The 20,945-nt window shown below is 41.9% G+C and carries 20 protein-coding genes and 1 other RNA gene; 12 read left to right on the top strand and 9 right to left on the bottom strand.

What is annotated here, in order from left to right:
• The first annotated feature begins 363 nt into the window (after positions 1-363).
• Positions 364-1,407 carry an acyltransferase gene (locus FTU46_RS05720; protein ID WP_257224602.1) on the top strand — a complete coding sequence of 348 codons (1,044 nt, stop codon included), beginning with the start codon at positions 364-366 and terminating at the stop codon, positions 1,405-1,407.
• A gap of 163 nt (positions 1,408-1,570) precedes the next feature.
• Here FTU46_RS05720 and FTU46_RS05715 read toward each other — a convergent pair whose 3' ends face one another.
• The 3 genes from FTU46_RS05715 to FTU46_RS05705 form a co-directional block, all read right to left on the bottom strand.
• Positions 1,571-1,810, bottom strand: coding sequence for a DUF378 domain-containing protein (locus FTU46_RS05715; RefSeq protein ID WP_034703714.1), 240 nt, complete (start codon positions 1,808-1,810; stop codon positions 1,571-1,573).
• 399 nt (positions 1,811-2,209) lie between these two features.
• Positions 2,210-3,544, bottom strand: a complete 1,335-nt coding sequence (pepP, locus tag FTU46_RS05710; protein WP_180104523.1) for a Xaa-Pro aminopeptidase — start codon at positions 3,542-3,544, stop codon at positions 2,210-2,212.
• 150 nt (positions 3,545-3,694) lie between these two features.
• Positions 3,695-4,327, bottom strand: a complete 633-nt coding sequence (locus FTU46_RS05705) for a UPF0149 family protein (protein ID WP_034703706.1) — start codon at positions 4,325-4,327, stop codon at positions 3,695-3,697.
• A 65-nt stretch (positions 4,328-4,392) separates the two neighbouring features.
• Between FTU46_RS05705 and FTU46_RS05700 the strand changes: the two genes are divergently transcribed.
• The 5 genes from FTU46_RS05700 to lon all read left to right on the top strand — a co-directional run bounded on the left by FTU46_RS05700 (position 4,393) and on the right by lon (position 8,960).
• The gene (locus FTU46_RS05700; RefSeq protein WP_004782884.1) at positions 4,393-4,950 is read left to right on the top strand and encodes a hypothetical protein; all 558 of its coding nucleotides are present in this window, start codon (positions 4,393-4,395) and stop codon (positions 4,948-4,950) included.
• The gene (locus FTU46_RS05695) at positions 4,947-5,234 is read left to right on the top strand and encodes a cell division protein ZapA (RefSeq protein ID WP_180010784.1); all 288 of its coding nucleotides are present in this window, start codon (positions 4,947-4,949) and stop codon (positions 5,232-5,234) included. The genes FTU46_RS05700 and FTU46_RS05695 overlap by 4 nt, the downstream gene beginning before the upstream one ends.
• 97 nt (positions 5,235-5,331) lie before the next feature.
• Positions 5,332-5,516, top strand: a non-coding RNA gene (ssrS, locus tag FTU46_RS05690) — 6S RNA.
• 288 nt (positions 5,517-5,804) lie between these two features.
• Positions 5,805-6,386 carry a 5-formyltetrahydrofolate cyclo-ligase gene (locus FTU46_RS05685; RefSeq protein WP_180104532.1) on the top strand — a complete coding sequence of 194 codons (582 nt, stop codon included), beginning with the start codon at positions 5,805-5,807 and terminating at the stop codon, positions 6,384-6,386.
• A 147-nt stretch (positions 6,387-6,533) separates the two neighbouring features.
• Entirely contained in the window at positions 6,534-8,960 is a 2,427-nt protein-coding gene (gene lon, locus FTU46_RS05680; protein ID WP_180002307.1) for an endopeptidase La, read from the top strand.
• A 65-nt stretch (positions 8,961-9,025) separates the two neighbouring features.
• Here the strand turns inward: lon and FTU46_RS05675 are convergent, their stop codons facing one another.
• Positions 9,026-9,985, bottom strand: a complete 960-nt coding sequence (locus FTU46_RS05675; RefSeq protein WP_180104522.1) for a M28 family peptidase — start codon at positions 9,983-9,985, stop codon at positions 9,026-9,028.
• A gap of 155 nt (positions 9,986-10,140) precedes the next feature.
• Between FTU46_RS05675 and rlmH the strand changes: the two genes are divergently transcribed.
• The 3 genes from rlmH (at position 10,141) to FTU46_RS05660 (ending at position 12,428) form a co-directional block, all read left to right on the top strand.
• The gene (rlmH, locus tag FTU46_RS05670; RefSeq protein ID WP_004782895.1) at positions 10,141-10,623 is read left to right on the top strand and encodes a 23S rRNA (pseudouridine(1915)-N(3))-methyltransferase RlmH; all 483 of its coding nucleotides are present in this window, start codon (positions 10,141-10,143) and stop codon (positions 10,621-10,623) included.
• 106 nt (positions 10,624-10,729) lie between these two features.
• Entirely contained in the window at positions 10,730-11,506 is a 777-nt protein-coding gene (locus FTU46_RS05665; RefSeq protein ID WP_180104521.1) for a dioxygenase, read from the top strand.
• Positions 11,507-11,645: 139 nt separating this feature from the next.
• A complete protein-coding gene (locus FTU46_RS05660; protein WP_180104520.1) occupies positions 11,646-12,428 on the top strand; it encodes an META and DUF4377 domain-containing protein in 783 nt (260 codons plus the stop codon).
• Positions 12,429-12,497: 69 nt separating this feature from the next.
• Here FTU46_RS05660 and gdhA read toward each other — a convergent pair whose 3' ends face one another.
• The gene (gdhA, locus tag FTU46_RS05655) at positions 12,498-13,841 is read right to left on the bottom strand and encodes an NADP-specific glutamate dehydrogenase (RefSeq protein ID WP_004782901.1); all 1,344 of its coding nucleotides are present in this window, start codon (positions 13,839-13,841) and stop codon (positions 12,498-12,500) included.
• Positions 13,842-14,188: 347 nt separating this feature from the next.
• Here gdhA and FTU46_RS05650 point away from each other — a divergent pair, with 347 nt between their 5' ends.
• Positions 14,189-14,980, top strand: a complete 792-nt coding sequence (locus tag FTU46_RS05650) for an RnfABCDGE type electron transport complex subunit B (RefSeq protein ID WP_166136924.1) — start codon at positions 14,189-14,191, stop codon at positions 14,978-14,980.
• 4 nt (positions 14,981-14,984) lie between these two features.
• The gene (nth, locus tag FTU46_RS05645; RefSeq protein WP_180104519.1) at positions 14,985-15,698 is read left to right on the top strand and encodes an endonuclease III; all 714 of its coding nucleotides are present in this window, start codon (positions 14,985-14,987) and stop codon (positions 15,696-15,698) included.
• A 35-nt stretch (positions 15,699-15,733) separates the two neighbouring features.
• Here the strand turns inward: nth and FTU46_RS05640 are convergent, their stop codons facing one another.
• The 4 genes from FTU46_RS05640 to FTU46_RS05625 all read right to left on the bottom strand — a co-directional run bounded on the left by FTU46_RS05640 (position 15,734) and on the right by FTU46_RS05625 (position 18,668).
• Positions 15,734-15,943, bottom strand: coding sequence for a hypothetical protein (locus tag FTU46_RS05640; RefSeq protein WP_034170490.1), 210 nt, complete (start codon positions 15,941-15,943; stop codon positions 15,734-15,736).
• Positions 15,944-16,025: 82 nt separating this feature from the next.
• The gene (gene adk / locus FTU46_RS05635) at positions 16,026-16,685 is read right to left on the bottom strand and encodes an adenylate kinase (RefSeq protein WP_004782907.1); all 660 of its coding nucleotides are present in this window, start codon (positions 16,683-16,685) and stop codon (positions 16,026-16,028) included.
• A gap of 82 nt (positions 16,686-16,767) precedes the next feature.
• Positions 16,768-18,084, bottom strand: coding sequence for a membrane protein (locus tag FTU46_RS05630; RefSeq protein WP_034170491.1), 1,317 nt, complete (start codon positions 18,082-18,084; stop codon positions 16,768-16,770).
• 65 nt (positions 18,085-18,149) lie between these two features.
• Positions 18,150-18,668, bottom strand: coding sequence for a hypothetical protein (locus FTU46_RS05625; RefSeq protein WP_034703685.1), 519 nt, complete (start codon positions 18,666-18,668; stop codon positions 18,150-18,152).
• Between the two features lie 234 nt (positions 18,669-18,902).
• Between FTU46_RS05625 and mrdA the strand changes: the two genes are divergently transcribed.
• Positions 18,903-20,945 (top strand): penicillin-binding protein 2, encoded by a 2,043-nt coding sequence (mrdA, locus tag FTU46_RS05620; protein ID WP_180104531.1) that lies wholly within the window; start codon positions 18,903-18,905, stop codon positions 20,943-20,945.

The raw sequence follows: 20,945 nt of genomic DNA, 5'->3' as shown, positions 1-20,945 counted from the left end.
TAAGAAATCCGGAGTGCAAATATTAACCAAAAAGAAGATCGTTTTTTGATTTATGAAAGAGATCTAATGGTTTCTGGAATTTCTTTTATTAAGCAGTGTACTTTTACTTTTTATTAAAATTTTGAAACATATTTAAAGCGGGTTAATAAATAATAATAATTAATAAAAAATTCAAATTTTACCAGTTTCTAAAACTCTAGTGAATATCTGAATTCCCGTAAAATAGGCTACTTTTATATAAAAATAACCGTAATAATTTTAGATTAAATAATCAGTAATATTCACGGTCTTTCAATAGGTATATTTGTTAGACAAACATTGAGTATGGTAGTTTAAATTAAATACTTTAATAAAATAATAACTATGCTTTATTCAGTGCAATTTCTTAGGGGGATTGCTGCCTTAATGGTAGTTATAAGTCATACCTCCTTTAAAGGACAACAATACAGTGTTGATACGCTTCAGTGGTATCACATAGGTGGTTCTGGCGTTGATTTATTTTTCATAATCTCTGGCTTTATTATGTGTTATACAACATATAATAAAAAAGTTAATTTTCTAAATTTCATGAGAAACCGATTCATCCGAATCATTCCTCTTTATTGGGTTCTCAGTTTTTTTGCTTTAATCGTATTTCTGATTTCTCCAAATCTTATAAATTCATCCGGTGGTGAAACAGGAATTTTCGAATCTTTCTTTTTAATTCCGAATGGCAGTAAATTTTTAATTAATAATGGATGGACTTTAAGCTACGAATTTTATTATTATTTTATATTTTCTTTTTTCCTAATCTTTTTATTAAAAGACTTATATAAATATCTTTTTATCATTCTATATTTTTCAGTTGTTGTGGCTATAGGTTTAATACTCCAACCAAAATCTGAATTTCTGATGTTTTTAACCCATAATCTTTTGCTTGAATTCGCTTTAGGCGTTCTGGCATTTATCATTATAAAAAATACTAGTCTTTCCCGATTAATGTCTATATTTATGATTCTTGTCGGTGCTTCCCTATTAGCCTATCAAAACTTTTATAAACTACCTGATTTCATCACTTTGAGATCATTAAAAATCGGGATCCCAATGTTTTTCATTTTTGTTGGATGCGTAGCTTTAGAAGACTTAATCACAGAAACTAAATCACTAATTTTAAGATTCTTTAATCATCTTGGAGATTCATCTTACTCTTTATATTTGATTCATCCTTTTACTTTAAGCCCAGTTGCTATGGTTTTAAACAAACTCAATATATTAAACCCTTACCTATTTAGCTCTATACTTATTACCTCTTCGATCTTGGCAGGCTCTATTACGTATCTAGTTTTAGAAAAAAGGTTAATTAAATTAGGCAAAGAACCATTTAACTTCTTTAGGTATTTTTATCCGGTCGATAGAAAAAACTTATAGAGATTTTTTGATCTCTTTAGGCATTATCAAAAATTTAAATACTAAAAACGGAGCTTAAGCTCCGTTTCTGTTAAATGTCCTTTATATCTTTTAGATTAACTAATCTGTTATAGAAATCAGTTAATTAAAAAAATATAAATGACTTCAATTAACTTTTAGTCAGTTAACGTACTACTCGAGCTTGAGACTCATGATGTACATCACGTCGACCCAATTTTGTACCAGTATAGATCAGATACAAGGCAGACAAACCAACCAATACATAGATAATTCGAGATAGTGCACTCATTTCACCAAAGATGGCAGCGACTAAATCAAAGTTAAACGCACCAACCAGACCCCAGTTGATGCCACCAATAATCGCTAAAGCATAAGCAATCCAGTCAAGCGTATTTAGTCTCATCATTTTTCTCCTGCTCTTCTTTGAGTTTATTTAAGGAACAGGTCAAGTATGAGAATGAAATCGGAATTAATATGTTGCTTTGATGCTAAAAACTCAATTGCTGTGTTGAATTCCTGTCATCTTATAATTCTCAATTTTAACAAAGTTAATTTTATTTGAATAAGTCGCGATTAACGTAAGTAAAAGTCTTTCATGTTTCTCGACAGTATCTTTGTTTTATGTAGCCATTGGATAATTTATTCCCTAAGAAATTAATTCATTTTTTCTTAAAATCTTATAAATACTCATTTTAATATCAATATATTAGAAAAATTAATTTCCTTAATGAGTCAATTTTTAGCTTTTTCCTATGATAATAAAAAAGCCGATGAGATCACCGGCTTTTTTTATATCTTTTATTTAAGCAGCACGTGCTTTGGCCATTAAGGCTTCAATATCTTCCACGGTTTTCACAACTTTTGCAGTTAACACCAACGGGCCATTTTTGGTAGCAACCACATCATCTTCAATCCGGATTCCGATACCACGCCATTTAACATCTACAGTTTCATCATCTGGCGCAATATAAAGACCCGGCTCAACTGTCACGACCATACCTTCTTCATATGCACGCCATTCACCGTTGGCTTTATAAGTACCTACATCATGTACATCCATACCCAGCCAATGTCCAGTACCGTGCATATAGAACTGGCGGAAACTTTCCGTCTGGATAATTTCTTCAAGATCTCCCTGCATAATCCCCAGATCAAGTAAACCTTGAACCAGAATGCGAACCGCCACATTATGCGGCTCTTTATAAGAGTTCCCGATTTGAACTGCATTGATGGCAGCAATCTGTGCATCCAGTACGACATTATATAAAGCTTTTTGTTCCGGACTGAATTTACCATTCACCGGGAAAGTACGGGTAATGTCCGAAGCATAAAACTGATATTCACATGCAGCATCAATCAGAACCAGATCACCATCTTTCAGTTCTTTGTCATTCTCTACATAATGCAGAATACAGGCATTTTCACCGCCACCAACAATACTGTTGTACGATGGTACACAGCCATTTTTACCAAAAACATAATTTAATTCTGCTTCTAAAGCATATTCCATCATGCCTGGACGAACTTTCTGCATAGCCAGTGTATGCGCTTCTGCAGAAATATCTGATGCAAGCTGCATCAGTTCAATTTCATTTTCATCTTTATGCAGACGCATTTCATCAATGATACGATCCAGCTGCATGATCTGTGCCGGTGCAGAAGTACCACGGCGGCTTTCACCACTGGCTGTTGCGACCCATTTGGCTACACGTGCATCAAATTCGGCATTGTGTCCAATCCGGTAGAAAAGCTTGTCTTTGTTCTGAAGCTTGGTGAGGATTTCCTCATCCAGTAGATCAATCGCATAAGCTTCGTCTGCTTCATAATCATCAACGGCGCCATCTACTCCGGCACGGTAGCCGTTCCAGATTTCCATTTCACGATCACGTTCACGGCAGAACAGGCTATAGGTATAGCCTTCTTCTTCAGTATCGAAAGTTTCAATGACTGCAACTGCTTCAGGCTCAGCAAATCCGGTCAGGTAAAAGAAACTGCTGTCCGCGCGGTATTTATAATCTGCATCACGGTTACGCAGGGCAACCGGGCTGGTGGCAATAATCGCGATACTACGTAATCCCATTTCCCCTGCGAGGATGTCACGACGTTCCTGAAAATCGGCTTGAGTCAGTTTCTTCATTACACCTTACTTCTTATCAATTGCTACTGTTATTTAAAATTTGGTCCTGAAAACAGGTCAGATTAATTTACTATCATCATGAGAAGGATCAGCAAAAAATATGCCGGTTTTCAGAACCGTTTTTTAATTTGTGTTTAGAACCGCTTGAACTTAACTCGGACGTTTCGGCGAGAAAATTTCAACTACAGATTGCGCTTCAGTTGCAGAAGCTGGAGTAGGTGCTTTTTGCGTGAATTTCTGCAATAAAGGTGTTTCTTCAACTTCTAGTTTCTTACGGCCGACGGACAGGCTTACCGGAATCAGACGAACAAACTCATACAGCTCCTGATAGCTTTCTTCGCCTTCGGCATCGTCATCAGAATCTTCAAACTCGACTGCTGCAACATCTTGTAAATGTTCAATCAGTTCCATTTCATCATTGCGGATATGCCCTGAAGCCAGACCGAAACCAAGCACTACGCCTGCACACCAGTCAGCCAGTGCCTGAACGCGTTCAGCCAAGCTATGCTCATCATCTGGTAGTAATGGCAGATAATCCAGCTCATCTTCAGACAGCGCATGAAATATGTCTTCTGCCTCACCCGTTAACAATTCTAATGCTTCAGGGTTCAGTTCAGGAACATCTAGCGTTTCTAGAATCTGTACCCATTCATCACTTGAAGGTGCCTGAGTGACACAGACAATTCCGGTAAGCAAACCATGCAATTCGCTTGGGCTAGAAATTTCTTCAATTGAGGAAAAATTGCGGTACCATTCTGACCAACCTGAAATATCGTCTTGCATTCGTTTATCCAATCTCTATACTGCTTTATATATTACCTTTGTTTGCAACACTGTGCGACCTCGATATGTTAGAAGAATTACAGCGTCTACAAGTGCATATTGGCGTTTTAAAAACGCGACTTGCACAACTTGAAAGTGAGAATACCAGTTTACGTGAGAAGCAAGAGGCTTCAAGCGTGCAACATGAAACTCAAATTGAACAAAAAAATAGCTTTATTGCGCAAAAACAACAAGAAATCCAGAACCTCAATCAGCAACTGACAGAATCACGTAACCAGTTTCAGCATTTAAACCAGGATGCTACAGCACTGGCAGATCGTTATAGCCGTCTGGAAAAAAGTTGTACTGATCTAAAGAACCGTTTTCAGGAAATTCTGGCTGAACGCAATGAGTTACGCGTGCTGAAAGAAAAGTTATTGCTGGAACAGCGTCATGCCCAGCAGGAAATTCAGCGGCTGAATCAGGAATCTGAACGTCTTACCCAGAAAAATGAAAATGCCAAAGCTAAAGTTGAAGCCATTATTCAACGTCTGGCAATTTTGGGAACAGCCCAGGATCAAAATGCACAGGAAATTCAGCAATTGGCCCATCCTACTGAAGTGACTGAGGAAGCTTCATCATGAGTGAACAAATCGCAATCGACTTAAAGGTATTGGGTCACAGTTTCCGTCTGGCCTCCACTGCGGATCAGCAGGATGAACTACAACGTGCAGCGCAATTACTCAATGAAAAATACGATGAATTTCGCCGTAAAGCACCTCGTATGGAACCAAGTAAACTGATCATTATGGTGGCACTGGAACTGATGCAGGAAGTATTGACGATGAATAAATCCCTGCAACAATATGCACACTGCGAACGTTTGTTACAAACTATTTTGCAAGAAGTTGAAGAACTAACTGAATAATCGAGTTTTTTGTTTAAACTTCGGTCGTTCGACTAAACTGTTTACAGTTCACGAACAGCATAGAGTTGCCACATCAACATTATCGTTTATACTTAGTCTAACTCTGAGATGTTCGCCAGCGGGTCAGATTCCCCTGAGCCGATATTTAAATCTTAGGATTGAGTTCTGCATATTTAGAGTGTATGCCCATCCGGTATGGGAAACCCAGCAAGTATGCGTCTCGTCCACCTTGAACTTTAGGGTTCAAGGGTAATGACATGCAGCGGCATCCTCGGAGTGCTTCTATTTTTCTCAAAATATTTCATCATTTATCTTCTTTTCTAATTCTTAAATTTATTGCATTTTTCCTGGTTTAGTGTCCTATACCCGTACCTTTTTTCGTCCTTTAAAAAATTGACTAGTCTAAACATAGATCGATTAACTCATCATAAATGTTTCATTATTTTTAAAATTTAATCAAAAATTCATACAGATGCCTATAATACTCGTTATGTTGCTACCCTCTATTTAAGTTATGGCATTTTATTAATCTAATGCCTTAAAATCCTGAAGACCATATTTATGACGACGATGAATCTTTCCGAACTTCGCAAACAGCTACGTAAACAGCGCCGTCAACTCTCTCGTTTTACCCAGAAACAGACTCAACAACGTATCCTGAATATGATTCGGACTTTGCCAGAATTTCATGCAAGCAAATCTGTTGGGGTTTATCTGGATGCTTTCGGTGAGGTTCGGACTCAGGCGCTGATTGAATACTGCTTTAAGCATCATAAAAGGGTTTATCTCCCAAATATTTGCAATATGAACCAACAGCTCACATGGGTAGAAATCAACCAGAATCAATATCGTTCCCAGCGTTTTGCTCATCATCGATTGGGAATGCGTGAACCCATGGCTACACGGGGGCTGCATGTCTCAAAACTGGATCTGTTAGTTATGCCACTGTTAGCCTGTGATCAATATGGTACCCGGATTGGTATGGGTGGTGGCTATTATGATCGTACGCTGGCAACAGCAGCGCGTCGCCCTTTTCGTCTTGGACTGGCGCATGACTTTCAGCTGATCCAACAGCCTTTAACTCGAGAAGCTTGGGATCAGCCTTTAGATGCCCTGCTTACGCCTACACTTTTACAACGTTTTAAGCGTTAAATGATGTATTTCCAAATACATAAGTACTTTAAAATCACATAATTAGTCATTTTTTATACAATTTAGTCGCTATAGCCCTTGTAATTTTTAAATTACCCATCACTATTAAAAACATGGCAACACCGTTGTCACTCATTAGGAGTGCCCATGTCTGAAATTATTATGAATCAAGAAACCTTAGAGCCTCAGGTTCCAAGTGTATTACCACTTTTGGCGCTACGTGATGTGGTGGTGTACCCACACATGCAAATTGCGCTATTTGTCGGTCGTGAAAAATCGATCAATGCAGTTGATGTGGCTCGTAACAGTGACAATCTAGTATTTGTAGTTGCGCAAAAAGATTCGCTTACAGAAGAAATTGATCACGACAACTTATATCAATACGGTACTGTCGCGAAGATTGTGCAAGTTGTGAATCACGAAAATGATGAAAACTGTATTAAAGTCCTGATTGAAGGACTGTATCGTGCCAAGCTCAAAACCATCATTGATGAAAATGAGTATTTGACTGCTGAGCATGAACTTAGCCCAATGACTGTATCAGTCGATGAAACAACTCAAGCTACGCGCTTGCAGGAGCTGCGTGCCCTGTTCGCTCAGTATGCTGAAGCAAAACTTCGTAATGCTCGTGAGCTGATTGCAGCTGCGAATAAAATCGAAGACTTGTTGCAATTGTTATTCTTCGTAGCGACCCGTGTTCCTTTGAATATCGAAGTGAAACAGAAATTCCTGGAATACGACGAGTTCGATGCACATTTAACTGAGTTGATGACTTATTTATTGCAACAGTCTGAAGAACAGCAGATCGAACAGACTTTGCATGACTCTGTTAAACGCCAGATGGAAAAAAACCAGCGTGAATACTTTCTGAATGAAAAAATGAAAGTCATTCAGCGCGAGCTTTCCGATATGAATGGCGGTGCGGAAGATGACGTTGCGGAAATCGAAAAACGTCTGGCTGAAGCTGATCTGCCTGAGCATGTGCGTAAAAAAGCGGAATCTGAGTTCCGTAAACTCAAAGCAATGCAACCAGCCTCTAGCGAAGCTGCGGTAGTTCGCAACTATCTGGAAGTGATTCTGGATACCCCATGGAACAAAGCCAGCAAAGTTAGCATTAACCTGAACAAAGCTCAGGAAATACTGGATGCCGATCACTATGGTCTGGACGACGTCAAAGACCGTATTGTGGAATACCTAGCGGTTCAGTCTCGCGTGAAAAAATTACGCGGTCCAATCCTGTGTCTGGTCGGTCCTCCTGGTGTAGGTAAAACTTCACTAGGTGAATCGATTGCCAAAGCGACTGGTCGTGAGTTTGTCCGTATGGCCCTCGGTGGTGTACGTGATGAAGCTGAAATCCGTGGTCACCGTCGTACCTACATTGGTGCGATGCCAGGTAAGATCGTGCAGTCATTGACCAAAGTTGGCGTGAAAAACCCGCTGTTCTTGCTCGATGAGATCGACAAGATGGCTCAAGACTACCGTGGTGATCCAGCTTCTGCAATGCTTGAAGTACTTGACCCATCACAGAACAGCAAGTTCAACGATCACTATCTTGATCTGGACCTTGATCTGTCAGAAGTGATGTTCATCTGTACTGCCAACAGCATGAATATTCCTGAGGCCCTGCTGGACCGTATGGAAGTGATTCGTCTGCCTGGTTATACCGAAGAAGAGAAAGTTAACATTGCTGATCGTTACCTTGTTCCTAAAGCAATTAAGAATAATGGTTTACGTGCTAAAGAGTTGACTGTGCATGAGGAAGCGATTCGTGACATCGTGCGTCGTTATACTCGCGAAGCCGGTGTTCGTAATCTTGAACGTGAAGTGTCTAAAATTGCACGTAAAGTAGTGAAAGAAGCGGTTAGCAAGAAAGCTAAGAATCTTCAGGTTGAAGTGAATGCGGGTAATCTTCCAGACTACTTGGGTCCACATAAATTTGACTACGGCATGGCGGAAGAAGAAGCTCAAATCGGCCGCGTAAACGGCTTGGCTTGGACTTCAGTGGGTGGTGAGTTACTGACTATTGAAGTTGCAGCAGTACCTGGTAAAGGTAAATTCATTACCACCGGTTCACTTGGTGATGTAATGAAAGAATCGATTACCGCTGCCATGACTGTCGTTCGTACCCGTGCGGCTGAATTAGGTATCGAAGCTTCCCGCTTCGAAGAAACTGATGTGCACGTGCATTTACCAGAAGGCGCAACTCCGAAAGATGGTCCATCTGCAGGTTTGGCTCTGACCACTGCCCTAGTGTCTGCATTCACCGGTATTGCGATTCGTCCAGATATTGCGATGACAGGTGAAACCAGCTTAAGTGGCCGTGCAATGCGTATCGGTGGCTTGAAAGAGAAACTGCTTGCTGCGCACCGTGGTGGCATCAAACTGGTGTTCATTCCACAGGAAAATGTTCGCGACCTTGCGGAAATTCCTGAGAATGTAAAAGAAGGCCTAGAAATCAAAGCTGTGAAATCGATTGATGAGATTTTACCTTTGGCTTTGATCGATATGCCGAAAGCACTGGTGAAACCACCAATTGTGAAAGCAAGTGAAGAAGCTAAAGCTGCACGTCATTAAGACCTAAAGGCTTCGAAAAACACCCTGCTCTGGCAGGGTGTTTTTGTATCCAGACGAAGATAATTTTAAAGACGAATCACCATATCAACCAAACCATTCACGACCTGAGCCATCTTGGTCAGATCCAGTTTATCTAAGGTATCCTGCTCGGTATTGTAGTAAGGATTACGATAATGGGCTGTGTCTGTAATCAGCATAGTTGAATAGTTAAACTTGGCATAATTCAGATAACCAGAAAAATTCATGTCCTGAGCGAATGCCGGACTGACAAAACGCTGACAGTCCAGACGCTTGAAACGTTGCATGGATGAACAGTAATCTCCTGTCAAACCGGCTGATGCCAAATGTCCAATCGCAGCAATGAAGTTGCCATGCCGTGGATAGATCCATTTCAAACCTGTCGGATAGGTCTGCACCAGATTTTCATCATAATAGCCAATAGAATCCAGAATAATGACACCTTTCACTTTCTTTTTCTGGGTCTTTAAAGCTTTGGCATGTAGATAGCTTCCCATATGTTCAGTCTTGAAATAGGGTGGCTCCTCCAGTGTATAGAAAGCAAACTCGATATTATGTTTGAGTTTTGACTTTTGTAAGGCCAATAATCGAGCTGTTTCCAGTACCCCTGCTACACCGGAAGCATTGTTATCTGCTCCATACAGATCACTAAAGACATCATAATGCGCGCCAATAACCAGTTTGGTTTTGGCTTTGGCATTCAGTTGACACACCACATTTCTATAGCTTAGGCTATTTACAATATAGTTTTGAAATTGGCAAGGAATGCCAAGTAAACGCATCTGTTCTTTGAGCCATGCTGAGACCCGGTTTAATTCACTGGTATTTTTAAAATTCCGGTATTCATCTACACTGATAATTTGTTTGATAAACAGTTCCAGATGTTCTGTCTGTGCCTGTTTAGAGGAAAAATTTGCAGGTGCAGCAAAGCTCATGCCTGAACTGGTTAAACCGAGAATAATTAGTAGAAAAGTACAATATCTTTTAATAATGAGACTGGTCCGCATTTCTTATTATCCATTCCTTTATTATCAAGCGGATACTTGAATTATGGATATTAAAGCAACATTAAATTCATGATTTCAATTTCAATTTGTTTCCCTAGCTCAACTTCGTGTTGTTTGATCGTTATAATGAAGTATCTAATTATTGATCCAGTTCTATGAAAATCCGTATCTTAACCATCGGCCAGAAAATGCCGGCTTGGGTGCTGACAGGCTTTGAAGACTATTTCAAACGTATTCAGCCTTTTGTACAGACTCAGGTGGTTGAATTGCCAATGGCAAAACGGGGCAAAAACGATTCTGAAGCCGATATTCTGAAATACCGGAATATTGAAGGTGACAGTATTTTAAATGCCTTAAAACAGAATGAAGTCCTGATTGCACTAGAAGTCGGTGGCCGTGAGTTTAGTACGGAAAAACTGGCTGAAACCATGAAAGGCTGGATGCTGGAAGGTCATGATATTGCCTTGGCGATTGGTGGGCCAGATGGCCATTCTGAAGCAGTCCGAAAAGCAGCAGCCTGGCATTGGTCCCTGTCTAAACTCACCTTGCCACATCCGCTAGTCCGTGTAATGCTGATTGAACAACTGTATCGCGCCATGAGCATCAACCATAATCATCCTTATCACCGTGCAGGCTGATCTGTTGATGCGTTCTGATTATGCAACGTTTTGTTGAACAATCCCCCCTGCCTTTGCTTCTCTTTTTATTGCATGATTAAAACATTGAATTAATGTGGTTTGACTTATGAACTTACAGACTTTGCCCGGCTTATTTATTTCTCATGGTTCCCCTATGCTCGCGCTCAATCCTGAGCAGGTTGGCCCGGCATTGCACCGTTTAAGCCTGAATCTGCCACGTCCAACTGCCATTATTGTTATGTCGGCACATTGGGAAAGTGAAGCTCTGGAAGTCAATACAGGTATTCGTCCTGAAACCTGGCATGACTTCCGTGGCTTTCCACCTGAGTTATATGAGTTACGCTATCCTGCTCCTGGCAATCCAGAGCTGGCTGAGCAAGTCTTGGGCTTATTGGCCAATGCCGGGTTCTCTGCACATGCCAACAGCACCCGTCCGCGTGATCATGGCGTCTGGATGCCGCTATTACATATGTATCCGGAAGCAGATATCCCGGTAGTTGAAATTTCTTTACCAATGTCGATGAGTGCAGAAGAGATTTACAAGATTGGCCAGACGTTGGCGCCCCTTCGTGAGCTGCAGGTTTTCCTGATCGGGTCAGGGAGCATTACCCATAATTTACGTGAATTGTCCTGGCAGGGAAATAGCGATGAAGTTCCGGAATGGGCATCGGCCTTCCGCAACTATGTGGCCAATAAATTAACCCATAGCGATTTTGATGCCGTTCTGGACTGGCAGTCTATTCCTCAGTTAAAACGTAATCACCCAACGCTGGAACACTTTGCGCCGCTATTCTTTGCCATGGGCACCGGCAACCGTTTCAGTATCGTGCATAGCAGTTTTACGATGGGCGCTTTGGGAATGGATATTTACCGTTTTGACTGACAGTTAACTCCAACTATTTAATATCCGACTTTTTAATTTGGATACATTTTGTTAGCAAAAGCTACGTTTTGTATCCATATTTTTTGTTAATCTCTTGATTATAATCACGTTGAAACTTTAGCACATAGAATATAAACCAATGAAATTCAGTATTTTTGCGCTTGCCCTGCTCCCTTTGGCTTTAACTGCATGTCAATCTTCACATCTTCCTGCCACTTCAGGAGATCCGGCTATTTCTACTCTATCCACTACATTAAAAACGCCTACACAAATTTTGCCCGCTTATACTTGGGAACTTGATCGTGGGCTGCAACGCCCGATTGTTCTGAGCTTTGATCAGCAAGGCAGACTGAGTGTAGCTTCTGGCTGTAATGGCCTTGGCACGAGTTGGACTGTTAAAGATAATACCCTGAGTACGGGTGACATGATGGGCACCATGATGGCGTGTGATGCACCATTAATGGAACAGGAACGTTTTATCAGCCAGCTTCTGCAAAAGCGTGATATTCCGTTTAGTCTGGATCTAAGTGATGCCAATCAGCCGAAACTGAGTATTACTACAGCTGATGGTCAAAAATATGTCTTTACCGGAAAAATGACACCGGAAACCAAATACCAAGGTCAGGCAGAAACCATTTTCCTGGAAGTTTCGCCACAGACTAAAGCCTGTACGGGTGTAGCTCAGCAAACCTGCTTACAGGTGAAAGAAATTAAGTATGATGAAAAAGGTTTAAAGACTCAGGTCGATAAAGACTGGACTTTATTTTACGATCAGATTGAAGGTTTTCAGCATACACCGAATGAGCGTCAGATTATTCGGGTAAAACGTTATGAAATTAAAAATCCGGCAGCTGACCAGTCTAAATATGCCTATGTATTCGACATGGCGGTAGAGCGTGAAACAGTTAAAGGCGCTCTTTAAAGATAAAATCTGAACATAAAAAAACCGAGGCATTCACCTCGGTTTTTTAAAGCTTAAACTAAGTCAGACTTAGAATACGCCTTGAGAAAGCATTGCATCAGCAACTTTTACGAAGCCAGCGATGTTTGCGCCGTCTACATAGTTTACAGTACCGTCTTCTTTAGTACCGTATTTCACACAGTTGCGGTGAATTTCTTTCATGATCGCATGCAGACGTTCGTCAACTTCTTCGAAAGTCCAGCCTAAACGCAATGCGTTTTGAGACATTTCAAGACCAGAAGTTGCTACACCACCGGCGTTAGATGCTTTACCTGGAGCATAAAGGATTTTCGCTTCAACGAATTTCTCAACTGCTTCAAGTGTAGAAGGCATGTTCGCGCCTTCAGCAACACAAATTACACCGTTTGCAAGAAGCGCTGCTGCATCATTCGCATCAAGTTCGTTTTGAGTCGCACATGGAAGCGCGATATCACATTTGATACCCCAAGGACGTTGACCTTCAAGGTATTCAAAACCGTGTTTAGATGCAAATTCAGAAATACGGCCACGTTTAATGTTTTTCAGTTCCATCACTTCAGCAAGAAGCTCTTCAGTGAAACCGTCTTTAACGTGAACAGTACCCGCAGAGTCAGATAGAGAAACAACTTTAGCCCCCAGGAACATTGCTTTTTCAGCAGCGTACTGGGCAACGTTACCAGAACCAGAGATTGTTACCACTTTATCTTTGAAGCTTTCGCCACGAGTTTTCAGCATCTCTTCAGCGAAATACACTGTACCGTAACCAGTTGCTTCTGGACGAGCCAGAGAACCACCGAAAGTCAGGCCTTTACCAGTGAATACACATGAAGTGTCATTGCTGAGTTTTTTCATCATACCAGCCATGTAACCAACTTCACGGCCACCCACACCGATATCACCCGCTGGGATATCTGTATTAGAACCAAGATGACGATAAAGCTCGATGATTAACGCTTGGCAGAAACGCATGATTTCGCCTTCTGATTTGCCTTTAGGGTCAAAATCAGAACCGCCTTTACCACCACCCATAGGCAATGTAGTCAGGGCATTTTTGAAAGTTTGCTCGAAACCGAGGAATTTCAAAATAGAAAGGTTCACTGACGGGTGGAAACGCATACCACCTTTGAATGGACCAATCGCTGAGTTGTACTGTACGCGGAACGCACGGTTAACCTGTGTTTGACCTTGGTCATCTACCCAAGCAACACGGAACTGGATCGCACGCTCAGGTTCAACTAGACGTTCTAGTAAACCATGTGCTGCGTATTGTGGATTCTTTTCAATGAATGGCCACAAACTGGTCATCACTTCTTCTACAGCTTGAAGAAATTCGGGTTGATGTGCATCACGTGATTTTACGTAATCTAGGAACTCATTAAGTGTGTTGTATTTCAACGCTTAATCCTCAGCAGAAAATGGATCAAAATTGGTCAAATTTACAATCAATGTTAAATTTTGGCGCAAAATATTAAATATCTTTTGTAACTAATCTACAATACTTTTTTGAAAAATAGTTTAAATTTAATTTGATAACAATTATTTATATTGATTATGAATATTTTTTCTGTGTGCTTAAATGCCAATTGAATCAATGCTTAATTGTTAATTTATGCCTGATAATAATGCACAAAGTGACCTTTAATCGTGCATAACTTAGTTCCTTAAAAACATGTTAAAATTGTTAAATTGACATATTTTGTTTCATTCACTCTAAGGCTCAGCCCGAGCAGCCTAGGTTATTCATGAATTCGCAGATCTCTCTAGTCCAGTCTATTGATGCTTTATTGCCCCAAACCCAGTGCGGTTTATGTGGTCATCGTGATGGCTGCTTGCCCTATGCTCAATCCATTGCTGAGGGCGAAGATGCCAATAAATGTGTACCGGGTGGACAGCCCGTCGCTGATGCTCTGGCAACATTGTTAAATCGTTCTAAACTGCCCGCTGAAGAAAGTGTCTGGCCCATTCAGACGAATGGTCGTCCTCAGCGCATGAAAGCCATCATTCGTGAAGATGAATGTATTGGTTGTACCAAATGCATCAGTGCCTGTCCGGTCGATGCGATTATTGGCTCAGGTAAATTAATGCATACTGTGCTCACTGACTTGTGTACCGGCTGTGAACTCTGCATTTCGCCTTGCCCGGTAGACTGTATTGATCTGGTCGAAGATCTTCAGCCTTTGCCAACTGAAGCTCAGCGTATTGCTGAACAGGATGACTTGCGTAAACGTTACTATGCGCATATTCAACGCGAAGAAAAACGTCGCATTGACCGTAAGGGCCCTGTCGTTCGTGCCGAGATTAATACTGCCCTATTTGCCCAGTTCTCTGCTCAGGTCGATCAGGTTCCAGCCATTGAAATCGTGAAAAAACCAGCCGATGAAGTGGTTACACTTGATGCCAAAACCACGATTGAACTTGCAAAATTACGTACACAAATCAAAAAGTTAGAAAAACAGCTTTCGGTCCGTGAGGATGCACGCAAACGTCTGCAACTTGAAGAACTGATGCAGCAATTACAGGCTTTACAGGGATAAGATCATGACTACAGTAACAGCTAAGCCTGTAAAAAACATGACTAAAAAACAGATTCAGACTTTCTTTGAGCGCCTGCGTGAGCAGCGTCCGAATCCAAAAACTGAATTGAATTATTCCAGTCCATTTGAATTACTGGTTGCAGTGACCCTGTCTGCCCAAGCTACGGATGTGAGCGTCAATAAAGCCACCGATAAACTGTTTCCGGTCGCCAATACACCGGAAGCGATTTATGCACTCGGTGTGGATGGGCTGAAGGAATATATTAAAACGATTGGCCTGTATAATTCCAAAGCTGTGAACGTCATTAAAGCTTGTGAAATACTCATCAAGAAGCATAACAGCGTAGTACCGGACAATCGTGCAGATCTGGAAGCTTTACCGGGTGTAGGACGCAAAACGGCGAATGTGGTGCTGAATACCGCCTTTGGTCAACCGACCATGGCTGTGGATACGCATATCTTTCGTGTTGGTAACCGTACCGGTTTGGCGGTGGGTAAAAACGTGCTTGAGGTCGAGCATCGTCTGGTCAAAGTGATTCCAAAAGAATTTATTATTGATTCACATCACTGGTTGATTTTACATGGTCGCTATTGCTGCATCGCACGTAAACCGAAGTGTCATGAATGTGTGGTCGCCGATGTCTGTAACTGGCCAGACCGTTTTGAATTTGGCGCAGGTCGCGCAATTCCGGTGAAAAATATTGAAGCTGAACGCTAGGTTCAGCTTTTTAATTTAAGTACTCGAAAAGTTTTTTATTTTTTATTTTGCTCAGCCTGTTCTTGCTTGCGCTTTTGCTCAAGCTCTGCCTGTAATTTAGGATGCAGCTGACGCTCAGGCACCTTACCCGCATTTTCAGCACGTTCTTCCTGGCGTACTTTTTTTAACATCTTAAAGCTCACATAGAACAGCGCAAACAGTACTGCCAGAAATACAATCATCAATCCCAATACAGCAAATTTCACAGCAGATCCTTTTGAACAATACAATAAAAAGAGCCCTAATATGACTTAGGGCTCTTTGAAAGTCAAAATGATCGGAAACCGATTATTTTGCTTGATCCAGAATCGCGAAAAGATCTTTTTGAACTTCTTCGATTGGACGTAGACCGTTTAACTTGTCATAAGTCGGTGCATTTTCGCCTGAAGCTGCACGGCCTTGATAGAAGCCAACCAGCTGTTCAGTTTCAGTGTGGTATGAACCTAAACGGCGACGAATAGTTTCTTCCTGGTCATCTGGACGTTGTACCAGATCTTCACCAGTTTCATCATCTTTACCTTCCACTTTTGGCGGGTTGTAAACGATGTGATAAACGCGACCAGACGCCGGGTGTTGACGACGACCAGATAGACGTTGAACGATTTCTTCATCCGGCACATCAATTTCAATTACATGATCAATTGCAATGCCTTCTTTTTCCAGCGCTTCAGCTTGAGGAATCGTACGTGGGAAACCATCAAAGATACAGCCATTTGCACAGTCAGGTTGTGCAATACGCTCTTTGACCAGACCAATGATCAATTCATCAGAAACCAAACCGCCATTGTCCATGACGCTTTTAGCTTGTAGACCTAATTCAGTTCCTTCACGAATTGCAGCACGGAGCATATCACCGGTTGAAATTTGTGGGATATTGTAGCGCTTACAGATCAACTGAGCTTGTGTACCTTTACCTGCTCCAGGTGGTCCGAGTAAGATAATGCGCATATATAAACATCCTCATTTTTTAACTATGTATAAGATACCCAGCTTCACACGACCAAAACGTGTGCTGCTCTTTGGCATCTAATTATAAGAAAGCCACAAACAAATGGATTAAACCCGCAACAAAACCGGTAACTCCCCCCAGGACAATCAAGATCCATTCATCTTCCTGAAAAGCAGGACGTAATAGATTCTGAAACTCGTTAGGCGTCAAATCACGTATGCGGTCTCTAAACATTTGGTAGATCTTCTGTGCACGGCTCGCATTAAACGCAGGGTCGCTTACAGGCACCATCGTAATTTCAATCGAGCGATCGATCAAGTCTGTCTTGAGTTTTGCATACTCTTTTGGCCCTAAAGACAACTGTAAAGAGGTTCGAACCAGCGGTGTTTCCATAATTTCGTTAATATGACGTTTGACAATACGGCGGGTTTTATCTTTTTTACCACCATACATCATTTCTGTCATGATCGATTTTAGCGTAATCAGATCTTCTGTGACCACACTTGCAAATACGTCAGAGACTTCCTCCTGACGTTTCATAAATGCGCCTTGTATGTTATAGGTGCCAATTCTTGGAATCACCGGCTTGATCCAAGGGAATCTGTGATCGGCCGTACGCTTAAAGAATTGCGGGTATTTAATATAATGCGGTTCTACCGGATTAAATACCATCCAGATCGCAATCCAGTTAGTCAGGAAGCCCCAGATAGCCGCCCAGAACGGTACGGTCCAGTGCCATGGCACCACAAACCAGACCACCATTTGGAACAGGCCAAAGAACATCCCGATCAGGGCACTGATATGCCAGATAAAGTTGATTTCTTTCTGTCCGACTTTCAGGAACATGCGCACCATTAAACGGCGATCGCCTTCCATTTGACTTACCACCATGTCGCGCATATCCACTAGTGACTCGACGTTCATGGTCAGTTCAGTCACCAATTCTTTTAATACCTGTGGCAGCTGTTTATGGGCTTGGGCATAAATACGGCGCTTGATTGAATAAGGCAAGTTTTCCCATAACACCGCATTTCGGTCCATCATGACTTCATCAATCAGATGTTCCAGTTCAAAACCGACCTGTTCCCCGATAATACGTGCCATATCATCCGGATCCATTGCCTGCAAGAACTCTTGGATAGAACCCAATTTAGACAAGGTATTATCCGTGATAATTCCTGAGATTCTTCCAGCTTTACGCGGCACAATACCTTGCCAGCCAACAGGAACAGGCCCGACATGAAAACCCCAAAAATTAATTGGATAAAACACCATTTTTAGCGCCATCCACACGTGAGCCCATGTTACGAATGCGGTCACCGGGATAATGCTGAGCACTGCCCAAAAATCTGGGCGATTCAAGAAGGCTTGCCACAATTCATTGACGTACTCAAGCATGCATAAATTCCATATTTAATTTTTTGTTCACAGAATACAGGTATTAATAAAGTTGAATATTTTGTCTATAAACCGATACTTAAAGTATAGGAGAATTGTAGTCTGGGTTCAGTTTCGGCTACAACGCGACCATTACTGTCCTGTAATTTCTCCCCCGCCCCAATACCGATACTAAAACTGCTGATCCGTTCTGAACTAAGCAAAACATACGCCAGATCAATGCCCCCACCTAAACGGCTTTCGTATTTGCCATCAACCTGTTTGCTATCGATATGACCGGCATAAGCCCCTACATAATAACCATTTTTGTCCTTGCCGGTGAGGTGTGCAGGATAACGAAAGCCAACTTGTGCTCCAACTGTACGATCATCGTTGAGAAAAGCACCACCTTTCACATAAGCAATCCCATAAGGATTCACCCATTCAGTGTTTAGATGGATAAGTTTCTGGGTAAAACCGACCCCAACATTAAATGCTTTAGGCTCACGATCCTCAGTTCTGTTTGTCGTATTATTCACTTGATCATGTGCATATACCCCATTTGCAAAGAATGCAAATGCCAACAAAGGGTAAACTTTGTTCATTCCTTCACCATCTTCCTTAATTATAGTTTTTGGTAGAGTCCTATTTTTATTTAATTTTGACTTTATCAGAATTATTAAAACTCTTGTACACAGCACTTTACAATTTTCATGTCTGCAAAGTCAAAGTTTAAACACAGGAATTGCTACAGCCAGTTTTCCATTATCAAATCCCGTACAGTTGCGCTAGAATACTCCACTTTGATTCCTTTCCCTCTGGTCTTAAGTCGATCGCGTATGAAGCAGCACTTTCCTTTAAAAAATGCACAACAAGAAAAGCGCATCTATAGCAGTCGGGTCTGGATCTCTGTCGGTATTGTGGTTTTCTTTATGCTGCTGCTGGTCAGCCGCTATGCCTATTTGCAAATTTTTAATTTTGAAACCTTCTCTACGGCTTCTGACCAGAACCGTATTCGTCTGCAGCCCTTAGCGCCAGCACGCGGTTATATTTATGATCGTAACGGTATTTTACTTGCCGATAATTACCCGGTTTTTACAGCTACCTTAAGCCGCGCTGATGTGCAGGATATTGATGATACATTGAAACGTCTTACACCGATTCTAGAATTAACTGAAGAAGATATTGAACGTTTTCAGGCACGAATCAAGACGGCGCGTAAAACTGAGCGGGTATCGATCAAGCTGAATCTGAATGAAAATGATATTGCCCGTTTTAGTGAGGTGAAATATCTATTTCCGGGCGTCAATATTGAAACGCAGATGACCCGTTATTATCCGCATGGTGAACTCTTCGCGCATGTGATTGGTTATGTTGGCCGTATTAATGACAAAGAACTCAAAGAAATTGATAAGGACCTCTATGCCGGATCTAACCTGATTGGGAAAATCGGGGTAGAAAAATACTATGAAGATTTATTACATGGTGTGCCGGGTAATGAATCTGTTGAGGCTGATGCTTTCGGTAATGTTCTGCGTCACTTAGGCCGTAAAGAGCCGGTACGCGGTAATGATCTGTATTTATCACTGGATTATGGTCTACAAACCATTGCCACTGAACAACTGGCCGGTCGTCGTGGTGCTATTGTCGCGATTGACCCACGTACAGGTGAAATTCTGGCGCTGGTTTCCAGTCCAAGTTTTAACCCTAATTTATTTGTCACCGGGATTAGTAGCAAAGACTATTCAGGCCTTCGTGACAGTTTGGATCAGCCACTCTATAACCGTGCGGTTCAAGGGGCCTATCCTCCAGGTTCGACCATTAAACCGATGTTTGGCCTGGGTGGCCTTCATTATGGCTTGGTCGATTGGGATACAGCAATTTCCGATCCCGGCTATTTCACACTTCCGGGCGATTCGCATAAATTCCGCGACTGGAAAAAGTCAGGACACGGCGTAGTCAACTTGCATAAATCGCAAGTGGTCTCGTGCGATACCTTCTTCTACATTTTGTCGTTCCGTATGGGCATTGAAAAAATGAACACATGGATGCGCCAGTTTGGCTTTGGTGAAAAAACTGGTGTCGATCTGCCAAGTGAAAGCTCTGGTCTATACCCAAGTCCTGAATGGAAAATGCGTACCCGTAAATCCAAATGGTCACGTGGTGAAACCATTTCGGTGAGTATTGGTCAGGGTGCATTTACCGCCACACCATTACAGCTCGCTATGGCAACTGCTATTACAGCAAATCAAGGCTCACATGTTACGCCTCACGTACTGCGTGAAAGTAAAGGTGCCAAACCTTTTACAGTACATAATGCCCCTAATGGTAAAATCGACTTTAATGGTCAACCAGATGACTGGATCAAAATGCGTGATGCGATGATCGATGTGGTTCAGTCAGGGACAGGTCGCGGAATCCGCACGCCGATGTATCAAATCGCAGGTAAAACCGGTACGGCACAGGTAAAAAGTATTGCCCAAGGTAAGCGCTATAATGAAGCCCTGCTGACTGAACGCCAGCTGGATCATGGTCTATTTGTTGGTTTTGCACCTGCTGAAGCCCCTGAAATTGCAGTAGTCGTTGTCTGGGAAAATGGCCGACATGGGGGTTCTGCTGCGCAACTGGCTAAACCGTTATTTGACTACTGGTTACTGTCTCGCGATAAAAATCCGATTCACCCTGCCGGCCATCAAATTAGTGGCGGTCTCATGACAGCAGGTATTAAACCGGGCGAATTGCCAAGTGGACCGAATCTGTTAAGTGCTGATCCGAATGCGACCCCAACCCAAGAAGGCGGTCAGGCGACCCACGCACAGCCAAACAATCCGCAACCTGCAACTTCTCGCTCTACCCCTTCAGCCAATGACGATCAGGAATAA

This window comes from Acinetobacter sp. YH12108, from assembly GCF_013419055.1.
Taxonomy (GTDB): Bacteria; Pseudomonadota; Gammaproteobacteria; order Pseudomonadales; family Moraxellaceae; genus Acinetobacter.
Note: the sequence above shows the minus strand (reverse complement) of the source record. Positions and strands in the feature narration are given on the sequence as shown.